This is a genomic window from Streptomyces sp. 549 (assembly GCF_030124175.1).
Classification (GTDB): domain Bacteria; phylum Actinomycetota; class Actinomycetes; order Streptomycetales; family Streptomycetaceae; genus Streptomyces.
Map to the genome: position 1 here is coordinate 146,696 of NZ_JASKMT010000010.1, position 13,537 is coordinate 160,232.

Annotated in this window: 12 protein-coding genes; 10 read left to right on the forward strand and 2 right to left on the reverse strand. The window is 75.0% G+C overall.

The genetic code is table 11. The features are described 5' to 3' along the window. Positions 1–38: 38 nt before the first annotated feature. The 4 genes from QNO07_RS14395 to QNO07_RS14410 all read left to right on the forward strand — a co-directional run bounded on the left by QNO07_RS14395 (position 39) and on the right by QNO07_RS14410 (position 3,661). A complete protein-coding gene (locus QNO07_RS14395) occupies positions 39–806 on the forward strand; it encodes a class I SAM-dependent methyltransferase (RefSeq protein WP_283992375.1) in 768 nt (255 codons plus the stop codon). Then, entirely contained in the window at positions 803–2,377 is a 1,575-nt protein-coding gene (locus QNO07_RS14400; protein WP_283992376.1) for an FAD-dependent oxidoreductase, read from the forward strand. The genes QNO07_RS14395 and QNO07_RS14400 overlap by 4 nt, the downstream gene beginning before the upstream one ends. A gap of 138 nt (positions 2,378–2,515) precedes the next feature. Continuing rightward, positions 2,516–2,728 (forward strand): hypothetical protein, encoded by a 213-nt coding sequence (locus tag QNO07_RS14405; RefSeq protein ID WP_283992377.1) that lies wholly within the window; start codon positions 2,516–2,518, stop codon positions 2,726–2,728. A 309-nt stretch (positions 2,729–3,037) separates the two neighbouring features. Then, a complete protein-coding gene (locus QNO07_RS14410) occupies positions 3,038–3,661 on the forward strand; it encodes a histidine phosphatase family protein (RefSeq protein ID WP_283992378.1) in 624 nt (207 codons plus the stop codon). Between the two features lie 87 nt (positions 3,662–3,748). On the opposite strand, the gene QNO07_RS14415 is transcribed toward QNO07_RS14410, so the two are convergent. After that, positions 3,749–5,434, reverse strand: a complete 1,686-nt coding sequence (locus QNO07_RS14415; RefSeq protein ID WP_283992380.1) for a sigma-70 family RNA polymerase sigma factor — start codon at positions 5,432–5,434, stop codon at positions 3,749–3,751. A 356-nt stretch (positions 5,435–5,790) separates the two neighbouring features. On the opposite strand from QNO07_RS14415, the gene QNO07_RS14420 reads away from it, so the two are divergent. The 5 genes from QNO07_RS14420 (at position 5,791) to QNO07_RS14440 (ending at position 12,075) form a co-directional block, all read left to right on the forward strand. After that, positions 5,791–6,027: a hypothetical protein gene (locus QNO07_RS14420; RefSeq protein WP_283992381.1), complete on the forward strand. Its 237-nt coding sequence runs from the start codon at positions 5,791–5,793 to the stop codon at positions 6,025–6,027. After that, entirely contained in the window at positions 6,027–6,404 is a 378-nt protein-coding gene (locus tag QNO07_RS14425) for a toxin Doc (protein ID WP_283992382.1), read from the forward strand. The genes QNO07_RS14420 and QNO07_RS14425 overlap by 1 nt, the downstream gene beginning before the upstream one ends. Before the next feature lie 263 nt (positions 6,405–6,667). Beyond that, the gene (bdeA, locus tag QNO07_RS14430; RefSeq protein WP_283992383.1) at positions 6,668–7,603 is read left to right on the forward strand and encodes a bis(hydroxyethyl) terephthalate hydrolase; all 936 of its coding nucleotides are present in this window, start codon (positions 6,668–6,670) and stop codon (positions 7,601–7,603) included. Positions 7,604–7,790: 187 nt separating this feature from the next. Next, positions 7,791–10,604, forward strand: coding sequence for a LuxR C-terminal-related transcriptional regulator (locus QNO07_RS14435; protein ID WP_283992384.1), 2,814 nt, complete (start codon positions 7,791–7,793; stop codon positions 10,602–10,604). Between the two features lie 115 nt (positions 10,605–10,719). Further along, a complete protein-coding gene (locus QNO07_RS14440) occupies positions 10,720–12,075 on the forward strand; it encodes a PucR family transcriptional regulator (protein WP_283992385.1) in 1,356 nt (451 codons plus the stop codon). Here the strand turns inward: QNO07_RS14440 and QNO07_RS14445 are convergent. Beyond that, positions 12,037–12,846: a FadR/GntR family transcriptional regulator gene (locus QNO07_RS14445; protein WP_283992386.1), complete on the reverse strand. Its 810-nt coding sequence runs from the start codon at positions 12,844–12,846 to the stop codon at positions 12,037–12,039. The genes QNO07_RS14440 and QNO07_RS14445 overlap by 39 nt on opposite strands. Positions 12,847–12,963: 117 nt before the next feature. Between QNO07_RS14445 and QNO07_RS14450 the strand changes: the two genes are divergently transcribed. Continuing rightward, on the forward strand, positions 12,964–13,476 hold the full coding sequence (locus QNO07_RS14450) for a gluconokinase (protein WP_283992417.1): 513 nt from the start codon (positions 12,964–12,966) through the stop codon (positions 13,474–13,476). Positions 13,477–13,537: the final 61 nt, after the last annotated feature.

Genomic DNA, 13,537 nt, shown 5'->3' on the forward strand with positions numbered 1-13,537 from the left:
CCGGGACGACCGACCCGACCCCGACCCCTGGAGACCCTGTGGCGCTGCTGCGCGACCGCGACCTGAGCTCTGCCTTCGACGACGGCGCGGCCTTCTACGACCGCTTCGTGGCCCTCAACCCCGGCTACCACAGCCAGTTGAGACGCTCCGCCGGGCGGCTCGGCCTCCCCCGGAACAGCTCCCGGCTGCGCATCCTCGACCTGGGATGCGGCACCGGTGCCTCCACCGCGGCCTTGCTGCACCACGCGCCGGACGCGCACATCACGGCGGTGGACGCCTCCGAGGGCATGCTGCGGCGTGCCCGCGCCAAGGAATGGCCGGGCAGGGTGAAGTTCGTGCACGCCACCGCCGAGGAGCTGCCGGCGGAGGTCACCGGTACCGGCTACGACGCGGTCTTCGCCGCCTACCTCTTCCGCAACGTGCCCGACCCCGACGCCGTCCTCGCCACCACACGGGAGCTGCTGGTGCCCGGGGGCCGGCTCGCAGTGCACGAGTACACGCTGAGCGGGGCCCCGGCCCACCGAAAGCTGTGGGACGCCGTCTGCTGGGGCGGGGTGATCCCCCTCGGTGCACTGCGCGGCGACGGCCCGCTCTACCGGCACCTGTGGCGCAGCGTCGTCGACTTCGACACCGCGGGCGCCTTCCGCGACCGGATGCGGGCGGCCGGGTTCCAGCAGGTCCGGGTGCTGCCGACGACGGGCTGGCAGTGGGGGATCGTGCACACCGCGGTCGGCGCCGCACCCCCGGCCCGCCACGGCGGCGACAACCCGGCAACTCCCGCGCACACCACCCAGGAGCCCGCATGAACAGCCCGCACCGCCCGGCTGCGGCCCGCCGGGGCCGCGACCGCGGCGCCGTGGTGATCACCCCCGCGCCCGGCGCCGCCCGGGCCGGCACACCCGCCCCCCGCACCGCGGTGGTCGGCGGCGGCATCGCCGGCCTGGCCGCGGCGACCGGCCTCGCCGAACGCGGCGTGCGCGTCACGCTCTACGAGCGCGACCCGCAGCTGGGCGGGCGCCTCGCCGGCTGGCCGACCGGCCTCGGTGACGGCTCGACACCGACCATGAGCCGCGGCTTCCACGCCTTCTTCCGCCAGTACTACAACCTGCGCGGCCTGCTGCGCAGGGTGGACGGCGGCCTGGGCATGCTGCGCGGCATGCCCGACTACCCGCTCGTGCACCGCGACGGGCTGAGGGACAGCTTCCGCCACGTGCCGCGCACGCCGCCGTGGAACGCCGTCGCCTTCACCGCGCTGAGCAGGTCCTTCCGGCCCCGCGACCTGTTGCAGATGTCGCCGCGGTCCGCGCTGCCGCTGTTCGACGTCCGGGTCCCCGACGTGTACGAGCAGCTCGACGGCGTCAGCGCGATGGACTACCTGGACTCCATCCGCTTCCCCGCCAGCGCACGCCACCTCGCCTTCGAGGTGTTCTCCCGCAGCTTCTTCGCCGACCCGCGCGAACTGTCCGCCGCCGAGCTGGTCCTGATGTTCCACATCTACTTCCTCGGGTCCAGCGAGGGGCTGCTCTTCGACGTCCCGAACGAGCCCTACCCGCAGGCCCTGTGGGACCCGCTGGCCCACTACCTCAAGGGCCACGGCGCCGAACTGCGCACCGCCACCCCGGTCACCTCGGTGCGGCCCAGGCCGGACGGCGGCTTCACCGTGCACAGCGGCACCCGGGCGGCCGAGGACGTGGACGCCGTCGTGCTGGCGCTGGACACCGGAGGACTGCGCGCCGTCGTGGGCCGCTCCCCGGACCTGGGGGACGGCCCGTGGCGCGGCCGCGTCGACCGGCTGCGCACCGCGCCGCCGTTCCTGGTCTCGCGGCTGTGGCTGGACCGCCCGGTCCGCGCCGACCGGCCCGGATTCCTGGGGACCGGCGGGTTCGGCTCGCTGGACAACATCAGCGTGCTGGAACTGTGGGAGGGCGAAGCCGCACGCTGGGCCGCGGCCCACGGCGGGTCCGTCGTCGAGCTGCACGCCTACGCCGTGACGGACACCGACCGCGAGGCCGCGCAGGAGCACCTGGTCGAGCAACTGCACCAGGTGTACCCGGAGACCCGTGACGCGAAGATCGTCGACATCCGGCACGAGTGGCGGGACGACTGCCCGCTCTTCCCCGTCGGCCGCTGGACGGACCGTCCCACCGTCCGCACCCCGCACCCGCACCTCACGGTGGCCGGCGACCTGGTCCGCCCGGACCTGCCGGTGGCGCTCATGGAGCGGGCGGCGACGACCGGCTTCCAGGCGGCGAACGTCCTGCTGGAGACCTGGGGAGTGCGGGGCCAGACGCTGTGGTCGGTACCGACGGCCGGGCGGTCGGCGCCACTGCGGGCCCTGGCCCGGTTCGCCGACCGTCCCACCGCGCCCCGCTCCTGAACCGGACCCGCACCCGGCGGCGCCGTACCGGCCCCCGGGTGCGGGAGCACTCCTCCCCGTCGATACTCGAAAAGTCATGATCTCAGATGTTTTGTCGCAATCTGAGGTATTTCCACGTTCGACAGAAGGAGAGCTGTGATGCTGGTCAAGTGGCTCAGTGACAGCGGAGTGCGCAGTGAGCACGCCTATACCGCCGGGCTTGCGTCGATCGGGTTGTCGGTGGTGTCCTGGGCGGTCTCGGCCAAGGCGGAGACCACCGACCGGGCCGACCGCTGGGGCATCTTCGTCGGCGAGTGGGCGCCGACGTTCTTCTGCCTGGGGCTGGCGCTCAGGAGCTACGAGAAGGACTGACATGCAGGGGACGCGGACCGGCCGGTGCCCTCCGCCGGTCCGCGCCCTGCGGCCACCCGGAAGCGGGGAACCGTGCCGCCGGCCGGGTGAGGCGGGCCGGTGCCCGTCAGCCGGCCCGGCTCACCCGGGTTGGCGGGCCGCACTCCGGGAGAACCCGCTCTCCGCGCCGCCGAGCTGAACCCCGGCCGTTCAGGCCGGAGACCCGGTGAACCGTCGACGCCCGCCCGGAGCGGGGAACCACCGAGCGTCCAGCGGTGTCCCCAGTGGTGACCGGACACGACCGCGTCACCACCGAGGAGGGCGCGTCCCGTGCAGCCGACCGCCGAGAGGTACCTGTGGATCGCCCGCCACGGCGAGGCGACCCCCGACGAGGAGGAGCTGTCCGAGCGTGGGCGGCAGCAGGCGGACCTGCTCGGCCGGCGTCTCCGGGACGTGCCGCTGTCAGCCGTCCACCACGGCCCGCTGCCCAGGGCGGCGGAGACCGCGCGGCGGGTCGCGCGGCATCTGCCGGACGTGCCCGTGCACCTGTCGGAAGCGGCCGGCGACTACCTCCCGTACCTGCCGCAGCGTGCGGACCTGCCCGCCGAGTGCGCCGAGCAGGTCCTTGAGTGGGTGGCGGACTTCTCCGCCGCAGAACGGGAGTCGGGCCCGCCGCTGGCCCGCGAGGCGCTGCGCCGCTTCACCGGCACCGCGTCGGGGGACGAGCCGCGCCACGAACTGCTGATCACGCACAACTTCCTCATCGGCTGGCTCATCCGCGCGGCGCTCGACGCACCGCGGTGGCGGTGGTTCGGCCTCAACCACGCGCACGCCGCCCTCACGGTCATCCGCTACCGGCCCGGCCGCCCCGCGACGCTCGTGGTGCAGAACGACCTGCGCCACCTGCCCGCCGACCTGTGCTGGACCGGCTTCCCGCCCGGCCACCGGGTCTGACCCGCCTCAGCACCCAGGCGGGGCACCGCCCGGGCGGAGCAGCCCGCCCCGTCCGTTCCGCCTCCGCCCCGGCGGCCCCCGTCGCGCTTACTGCGCGCCGAACTTCTGTGTCCACCACGGGCCGCCGGATCCCTGGTGGACGCCGATGCCGACCTCCTTGAACGCGCAGTTGAGGATGTTGGCCCGGTGGCCGGGGCTGTCCATCCAGGACTGCATCACCTGGGCGGGGGTCTGCTGGCCGCGGGCGATGTTCTCCCCGTAGGTGCTCCAGCGGTAGCCGGCGGCGGTGATGCGCTCGCCGGGGCCGCTGCCGTCGGGCGCGGTGTGGGAGAAGTAGTCACGGGCGGCCATGTCCTGCGAGTGCTTGAGCGCGGCCGAGGCCAGCAGGTTGTTGGAGCGCACCGCGCCGCAACCGTTCTTCGCCCGCTCCCGGTTGAGGATCGCGATGACCTGCTGGGCGGTGCCACCGGGCCCGGCCTGCGGCGGCGCGGCGGGAGCGGGCGCCGCCGATCGGCCCTCGGTCTTCGGTGCGGGCGGCGGCTCGGGCGCGGCCTGGGGCGGCGAGGGCCGCGCGGAGGAGGAGCTGGAGGCGGCCTTCGGTTCGGCCGCCTTGGTGGGGGCGCTCGGGGACGGCGACGGCGACGCGGAGGGCGACGCGGACTTCGGCGGCGCCGACGGCGAGGGCTCCGTGGTGTCCGACGGCTCCGGCGACGGCGCCGCGGCGGGTTTCACCGACGTGCTGTCCTCCGACCGGTCCAGCAGCATCCGCCCGGCCCCGATCGCGGTGACCACGGTGGCCGCCGCCGCCACGGCGACGACGACCCGGCGGCGCCGCCGGCCGCGGTGGGCCTTGCCGTGCCGGCCGCGCAGCGTCGTCCCGCCGTCGGCCGCACCGCCGGCTGAGCCCTCCACCGGCCCGTCCGCCGAGCCGTCCGCCCGGGTGTCCGCCGCACCGGCCGGGGAGACCGCGGCGGTCGCCACCGTCTCCGGCGGGACCGAGAGGGAGGCGAGCAGCCCCGCACCGGGCGGGACGAGGGCGATGCCGACGAGCAGACCCTCGGCGGGTACGAGCCCTCCGCCGTGGCGGGCGCAGTCGGCGCACTCCCGGGAGTGCCGAGCGAGACGCTTGCGCCACAGGGCGGACGGAGCCCCGTCCCAGGCCGCCAGCTCACGGTCCAGCTCCGCGCAGCGCGGCACGGCCGTCAGCGCCCGCACCACCGCGCGGGACGTCTCCAGGCGGGCCTTCATGCGCTGGATGCGGACCGCGGTGTGCTGCGGCGGGAGCTCCACCGCCCGCGACACCTCCTCACGGGTCAGTTCACCCGCCGCCTCCAGCCACCACAGCGACAGCAGCGCCCGGTCCTCCGACTCCAGCCAGCGGGTGGCCTCGGCGACCTCCCGGCGCTGCCCGCTCAGACCGAGCCGGACGATGGTCAGGTCGACGAAGTCCGCACCGGGATCGGCCACGTCGTGCGTGTCGTGCAGGGAACTGTGCGGTTGCGCGGCGTGCTTCTGCCAGTGCCGGCGTATCTGGTTCATGGTGATGGCGACCAGCCACGAGCGGAAGCTGTCCGGTTCGCGCAGCGACGCGAGGCCGGCCAGCGCCCGCAGCATCGTCTCCTGCACAACGTCGTCCACGTCCGCGTGGCCGTGCAGCGCCCTGCCGGCGATGTTGTAGACCAGCGGCAGGTACGCGGCGACCAGCTCGTCCCGCGCCCGCTGGTCCCCAGCCTGCGCCGCCGCGATCGTCGATGCCTCACGTTCCCTGCTCACGCCAGCCCACTTCCCTCTCCGACTCCACTGCTTTCCTTCTCCGACACCTGGGAGATCGCGAGCCCCGGCCGGGATAACGGAAATCCTGGACCCAACCTGTGGCCCCCGGCAACGACAGATGAGCCGAACGGCATGTGGCGGTTGTCTCGCCCCGCCGTTGAACGCCCGCCGCCCGCGGCCGCACACCCCACCGCCCAGGCCCGGCGCCCGCTCACCCGCAGCACGGCCGACAGCCTCGCACACCCCGCCCGCCCCGACCCCAGGGCCGGACCCCGTCCGCCCGCTGCGGTACCTCAACGACCAGTGCCTGACCTGCTCTTATTGTCAGCCGGGTACTGCGTCGGTACCGTGGAGGCATGCCAGCGCTCAATGTGGAATTCAGCAACGACGAGCTCGAGGAACTCCGGGCGATCGCGCAGGAACGCGGCCTCACCCTTAAGGCCCTGGTCCGCGAGGCCACCACGGTCGACATCGCGCGCCACCGGGCGCTGAAGGAGGGCGCGGAGGTCTTCCGGCGCTTCTTCCGCGAGCACGCCGAGGAGTTCGCACGGGCCTTCCCCGACGACGAGCCGCATACCCGCGCCGTCGCCTGATGGCCCCCGATCTCTTCATCGACGTGCCCTGGCTGCTGCAGCGGCACGAGGAAGTCCTCCCCGAGCAGCCCGCCGTCTCCGACTTCTCCGCGCTGGTCGCCGCCGTCGCCCGCCACCGGGTCGACCCGCCCCGCCTGGGCACCGACTCCGACCCCGCCTGGCGCGCCGCCGCGCTGCTGCACACCCTGGCCCTGCTGAAACCGCTCCCGGCGGGCAACCTGCGCTTCGCCTGCGCCGCCGCGGTCGCCTACATGCACATCAGCGGCGAGGGCATCGACCCGCCCTACGGCGCGCTCGTCGACCTGGCCCGCGAGATCCTCGAAGGCACGGCGGGTATCTACGACGCCGCGGACCGCATCCGCTCCTGGCGCGTCTGACCCCCGGCGGCCCCACCGCGCCCGCCTCGCCCGGCCCGCAGTACCCGAACCGCCCCCGCCGCGCCCGCGCCGCGCCGCAGTGCCGCGTCGCCCCGCGCCGCGCGGAGACTGGTGAAGTTGCCGATGTGCGGTCCTCCCTCCGCCACGACTGTGGAGGCCATCAGCCAACACGGCGGTCACCACCCGGGGCGTTCCCCACGGCTTCAGGACGCAGCAACCCGTGCCCCGGTGTGGTCCCCGTCAGGACGAGAGGACCCCCCATCGTGCAGCAGCACCTGCTCTCCGGCGACCCCGCCGCCCCCACCCGCCACCGACCCGCCAAGTCACGCTCCCGGACGGTGAAACTGGGGCTCGCCGCCGCGGCGGCGGCCGTCGGCCTCTTCGCCGGACTCCTGCCGAGCGCCCAGGCAGCGCAGAACCCCTACGAGCGCGGCCCGGCCCCGACCGTCGCCAGCATCGAGGCCAGCCGCGGCCCGTACGCCGTCAGCCAGACCTCCGTGTCCTCCCTGCGGGCAAGCGGCTTCGGCGGAGGCACGATCTACTACCCGACCACCACCTCCGACGGCACCTTCGGAGCGGTGGCGATCTCACCCGGCTACACCGGCACCCAGTCCACCATCTCCTGGCTGGGGCCGCGGCTGGCCTCGCAGGGCTTCGTCGTCTTCACCATCGACACCAACAGCACCCTGGACCAGCCGGCGAGCCGGGGCCGCCAGCTCCTGGCCGCCCTCGACTACCTGACGGGCAGCAGCTCCGTGCGGACCAGGGTGGACGCCACCCGGCTGGGCGTCATGGGCCACTCCATGGGCGGCGGCGGCTCCCTGGAGGCCGCGAAGAGCCGGACCTCTCTGAAGGCGGCGATCCCGCTCACCGGCTGGCACACCGACAAGACCTGGCCCGAGCTGCGCACCCCGACGATGATCATCGGGGCGGACGGTGACTCCGTCGCGCCCGTCTCGTCCCACTCCAAGCCGTTCTACCAGTCGCTGCCGTCCTCGCTCGACCGCGCCTACCTCGAGCTGAACAACGAGAACCACTTCGCGCCGATCTCGTCGAACACGACGATCGCGAAGTACAGCATCTCGTGGCTGAAGCGCTTCATCGACCGTGACACCCGCTACGAGCAGTTCCTCTGCCCGATCCCGCAGCCCAGCCGCACCATCGCGGAGTACCGCGGCAGCTGCCCGCACACCTCCTGACCTCCCGCGACCGCCCGCCCCGGCCCGGGGCACGTCACCCCGCCGCCGGGCGCCTCCCGACCCGCCTGTGCGGCTGCACAAGCGGAAGCGCCCGCAGGTGGGAGCATGCCCACGACCGGTGAGGGAGCTCCCAGCCGCGCGGACGCGGGCCTTCCGGGCGGTCTTTACCCGGTCGTAACCTGAGGCGGTGACCCCCACGACGACCGGGGACAGGCCGCTCCGGCTGTTCGGCCGCAGCCGGGAACTGGCCGTCCTGAAGACGCTGTTCACACAGACGGCAGCGGGACGCAGCGGCACGCTGCTGCTCGCCGCCCCACCCGGCCTGGGCAGGACCGCGCTGGTCGACCACGCCCTGGCCCGGCACTCCGGTGGGCGCGTCCTGCACACCGCGTCGTTCCCGGCGGAGCGGTCCCTGCCCTACAGCGGGCTGCACGCGCTGCTCTGCTCGGGCCCGGAACTGCTGCCCGCCCCGCCCGAGGAGGTGCTGCGCACCGTCACCTCACCGGCCGGCCTTCTCGGTCTGCTGCAGGCTCTCACTGCCCACCGCGCCCCCCTTGTGGTGTGCGTCGACGACCTCCACAGCTGGGACGCCCACTCACGGGCCGCCCTCGTCTCCGCCGCCCACCGCCTGCCCGCCTCCTGCCCGGTGGCGCTGCTGCTCACCGCCGCCGACGTCCGCCACGGATCGGCGGCCCTGGGTGGGCTGCCGACACTCGGGCTCGGGCCGCTCGACGACGTTGCGGCCGGGGCGCTGCTGGACGCACTCGGCAGCGGCGTCCCGGGCGGCGACCGCCTCGACCCGGCGGTGCGCGCCGAGCTCGTCCGCGAGGGCGTGGGCAACCCGGCACTGCTGGCCGCCCTGCTGGGCGCCCTCACCGCGGACCAGCGCACCGCCCGCAGCCCGCTGCCGCACCCGCTGCCCGGCGGCGACCCGGTCCTCGACGCCTACTTCGCGCTGGTCGGCACGCTCCCGGCCGACACCCGCGAACTGCTGCTGCTCGCCGCATCGGCGGAGGAGCACGAGCCGGCCGGCGCCGGCACCGCGCTGGACCTGCTCGTCAGGGCCGGGCGGCGCGCCGGCATCGACATCGGCCGACTCAGCCCGGCCGAGGCAGCCGGAGCGGCCCGCGTCCACGCCCAACGCGTGCACTTCACCCACCCCCTGCTGTGCCGGGCCGTCCGGCGCGGCACACCCACGGTGCGCCGACGCGCCGCGCACCGCCTGCTGGCATCCGTCCTGGACGGCCCGGGCCGGTCCCTGCCCCGGCTGATCCAGCAGGCATGCGCGGCGGACGGCGACGCGCAGGAACTCGCCCGGCAGCTCGCCGCGGCCGCCGAGGAGCCGCGCCCGCCCGCCGACCGCTGCGCCGCACTCTCACGCGCCGCCGCCCTCACCGAGGACCTGGAACTGCGTGACCTGCGGCTGGCCGCCGCGGCTGAGCAGGCGTGGCTGGCCCGCGACGCCGGCCTCGCGCGCTCCCTGCTGGCCCGGGTGCGCGGAGTGCCCGCCCCACCACTGGCCCACTTCGTGCAAGGCCACCTGGACCTGCGCGACGGTCCGGTGGCCGACGCCAAGGAAGCCCTGTTCACCGCCGCCGACCTGCTCGGCCCGCAGGAACCCGAGCGGGTCACCGACGCGCTGCTCGGCGCCTTCCACGCGGCCTGGGCCGGGGGTGACGTGACCGCCTGCCGCCAGGCGCTGGCACGCATCCCCGCCCCCTGTCCGGAACCGGAACTGGACCGCTTCCGGGCGGGGCTGCTGGAGCTGTTCACCGGCCGCACCGCTGCCGGGCACGCCCTGCTGCGCCGCTGCCTGGAGAACGCCGATACAGCGGATGGCGGCCGCGGCGGCACCGTCGACCGGCCGCGCGAGGGCCGGCTCGTCACCCGGGCCGGAACGGCCTCACTGCTGCGGGCCGCCGGAGCGGCGCTGGTGCTCGGTGACGTCGACGCGGCCTGCCGGATCGGGACCCGGGCGCTCGCCGCCGTCCGCGCGCACGGCCCGGAGGTGCTGCTGCCGGGCGCGCTGGAGCACCTGGCCTACGCGGAGCTGCGGGCCGGCCGCCACGCGCAGGCGCGCGCCCACGCTCAGCAGGGTCTGGGAACCGCCCACCGTTCCGGGCAGCGCAACGCCGTCGCCCATCTGCACGCGGTGCTGGCGCTCGCCGCCTCGGTCGAGGCGGACCCGGCGGCCTGCGGCGAGCACGCCGAGGCCGCGGCGGCCCTCGCCAACGTGCACGGCCTCCACCAGGCCGCGACCCTGGCGACCTGGGCGCTGGCCCGCTCCGAGCTGGCCGCCGGCCGTACCGGGCAGGCAGCCGCCCGCCTGTTCCCCCTGGTCGGCCCCGGCCCCAGCCAGGGGCACTTCGCCGCCCGCATGCTCGCCGTCCCCTGCTTCGTGGAGGCGGCCGTACTGACCGGCCGGGGGGAGGAGACCCGGCCGGTGGTGGAGGAGTTCGCCGACTGGGCCGCGAACACCGCCGACCCGCAGGCCCCTGCCCAACTGGCCCGCTGCCGGGCCCTGCTGGCCCCGCCGCAGGAGGCCGCGGACCGCTACGCCGAGGCCCTTGCCCTGCACGACCGCTGCGGCGGCGACTTCGAACGGGCCCGCACCCAACTGGTCTACGGCCGCTGGCTGCGCCGCAGGCGGCGTACCCGGGAGGCGCGCGGGCCGCTGCGGGACGCGCTGATGGCGTTCGAGAGGTCCGACGCGCGCTCCTGGGTCGCGCTGGCCCGCGGTGAGCTGCGCGCCGCCGGGGAAGTCGTGGGCGGCCACCGCCGCTCCTCCGCCCCGCTGGCGACCCTCACGCCCCAGCAGCAGCGCATCGCCCGGTGCGTGGCGGAGGGCGCGACCAACCGGGAGGTGGCCCTGCGCCTGTCGGTGAGCCCTCGGACGGTCGACCACCACCTGCGGAACGTCTTCGCCACGCTGGGGGTCCGCTCCCGGGTGGAGCTGGCCCGGTTGCTGGACCGTGATGAGAAGGATGCCGCAGACCTCTAGGTACCGACTGGGCGGTATGTCATTCTGCGGGCGTCAGGATGATCCGGCGTGCGCGGGACGGGACTCGTGCCGCGCGGTGCCGGAGCGAACCCCGACCGCCGGTGGAGGCCCCTTCATGCAGCACGTCATCCGCTCCCGTGTCAGGGGGCTGCCCGCGCCGCCGCACGCCGGCCCGCCCCGCACCCGCTCCCTCGTCGACGCGGAAGCCGTCGCCGTGCTGCACCGCGCCGCGCAGGCCCTGCTCGACAACCTGCCGGCTCTCACCGACCGGCTGGTCGCCGCGCTCCGCGAGGAGGAGCCCTCCTACCGCTCCGCGATCGACCGGGACGTCTCCGACGTCTGGCAGGAGGTGCACTGCTCCCTCACCCACAACGTGGGCTCACTGATCCGCCCGCGCCAGTCCAGGGACGAGGCCCGGCGCACCACGCGCCGCATCGGGACGTGCCGGGCCGAACTGGGTGTGCCCCTCGACGCCGTCCTGCACGCCTTCCGCCTGGGCGGGGCCATGGTGTGGCAGGGCCTGGTGGACGAGACCACCCGGAGCCACCCTGGCGACATCCCGCTCCTCGTCCACGTCGCCGCCGACGTGTGGAACTTCGTCGACGAGCACTGCGGTCTGGTGGCCGACGCCTACCGGGAGACCGAGCGTCGGCTCGCCTGGCGCCGGGAGAACCAGCTGCGGCTGATGACGGGTGCCCTGCTGGACGGCACCGCCCGCATCGCCGACCTGCCCGACGCCGCCGCGGTCCTGGGTCTGCCCCTCCACGGCCGCTACGCCGTCCTGGTCGTCGAGCGGGTCCGCGATGCGCCACGGCCCACCGCGGTGCCGCCGCTGCGGCTGCCGCCGGGCCTGCGCGTGCTCTGGCACACCGGTCCCGCCGCGGAACGGGCCATCGTCCTGCTGCCGGCGGACGATGAGCCGCCTGCCGCGCCCGAGGTGCTCGCCGCCGAGGCTCCCGGTCCGGACGGGGACGACGAGGAGGTTCCGGTGCGCTGCCCCGCCGAGCAGCTGGCCGAGTGGGCGGCGCTCACAGAGGTGCCCAAGGGGCTGCGGGCGGGTGTCAGTTCGGTGGTGACCGGTCTCGCCGCGCTCGGCGAGGGCCGGCAGCTGGCGGAGACCGCGCTGCGCGCCTGCCCCCGTGACGGCGGCATCACGCTGCTGGACGCGCACCTGCCAGCGGCGCTGGTGGTCTCCTCACCCGGACTCGGCGCGGCCCTGGTCCAGCGGGTGCTCGGCCCGCTGGACCGGTTGGACCCCGCCGACCGGGAGCTGCTGCTGGAGACGCTCACGGCCTGGCTGGACGCCGACGGTTCGGCGCAGCGGGCCGGCGGGCGGCTCTACTGCCACCGCAACACGGTGCTCAACCGGCTGCGCCGCTTCGAGCAGCTCACCGGCCGCTGCCTCAGCCGGCCGTCGGACGCCGTGGAGATCTCACTCGCGCTCACCGCGCAGCGCCTGCTCACCGACTGAGCCGGCGCTCCCGGCGGGGGAGGGGGCAGCGGGCGCCCCGCGCGGCGGGGGCATGGCGTCGCGGACCTCGGTGAGCAGGTGGCGCATCGACCGCTCCGCCGCCGCGGGGTCGCCGGCCGCCACCGCGCGGGCCACCTCCTCGTGGAGGTCGAGCGCCTCGGGAACGGGGTGGTGCGGCATCAGGCCGAGCTGGGTGCGCCCCCTCAGCACCGCCTCGACCACGTCGGTGAGGGCTACGAACATCTCGTTGCCGCTGGCGGCGAGCAGCAGCGCGTGCAGTTCCACGTCGAGGTCCATGAACGGCGCCAGCCGCCCGCGTTCGCCGTGGCCGCGCATGTCCTGCGCGAGGCGGACCAGCCGCTCACGCTGGCCCGGGGAGGCGGAGCGGGCCGCTGCGGCGGCGGCAAGCGGTTCCACGGCGATGCGCAGCTCGGTCAGGGAGCGCAGCTGCGCGTCCCGGCCCGGACCGGCGAGCCGCCACCAGATGACGCGCGGGTCGTAGACGTGCCATGAGGAGGGTGCCTGCACGGTGATGCCCACCCTGCGGCGGGACACCACCAGCCCCATCGACTCCAAGATGCGCATCGTCTCCCGGGCCACCGTGCGGGAGACGCCGAAGCGTTCCTGGATGCCGTCCAGCGTCAGGGCGTGGCCGTCCTCGAGGGCGCCGCCGGTGATCTCCAGGCCGAGCGTGTCGAGAACGGAACGGTGCAGGACCTCGGTGCTGTTCCCCGCCTGGTCGCCGCTTCGATCACCGTTCCGTATGGCCACCTCGAAAGCGTATCCCGACACCGGACCCTTCCCCGCCCGACGCAATGGTGTTACCTTTCGGCAATTGGTATCACCTTTCGAGGAGGAGGGGTCGTGGCACCGACTGCCCTGGTGGTGATGGGCGTCTCGGGCGCGGGCAAGAGCACCATCGCCCGCATGCTGGCGGACCACCTGGGGGCGGACATGGTCGAAGCCGACACGTTCCACCCCCGAGCCAACATCGAGAAGATGGCGGCCGGCATCGCGCTCACCGACGCCGACCGGCTGCCGTGGCTGCGCGTCGTCCGGGACCGGATCGATGCCCGCGCGGGCATCGGCGCCCCCACCGTGGTCAGTTGCTCGGCACTCAAGCGCCGCTACCGCGACCTGCTGGGCGAGGCCGCCGCAGACGTCCGGTTCGTCCACCTCGACGGCACCGCCGAGCTGATCGCCGGCCGACTCCACCTGCGCACCGGCCACTTCATGCCCGCGACCCTGCTCGACTCCCAGTTCGCCGACCTGGAACCGCTGGCCCCCGACGAGAACGGCGTGACGGTCAGCCTCGACCAGACCCCCGAGCAGATCACGCAGGCCGCCCTCACCGCGCTCGGCCTCGACCGGACACCGCCCGACCGGAACCCGGCGACCTGACCCGGCCCCTCCAACCGGCGGCCCCTCCCGCCCTGGACAGAACCCCGCCGCCCCACCGCCC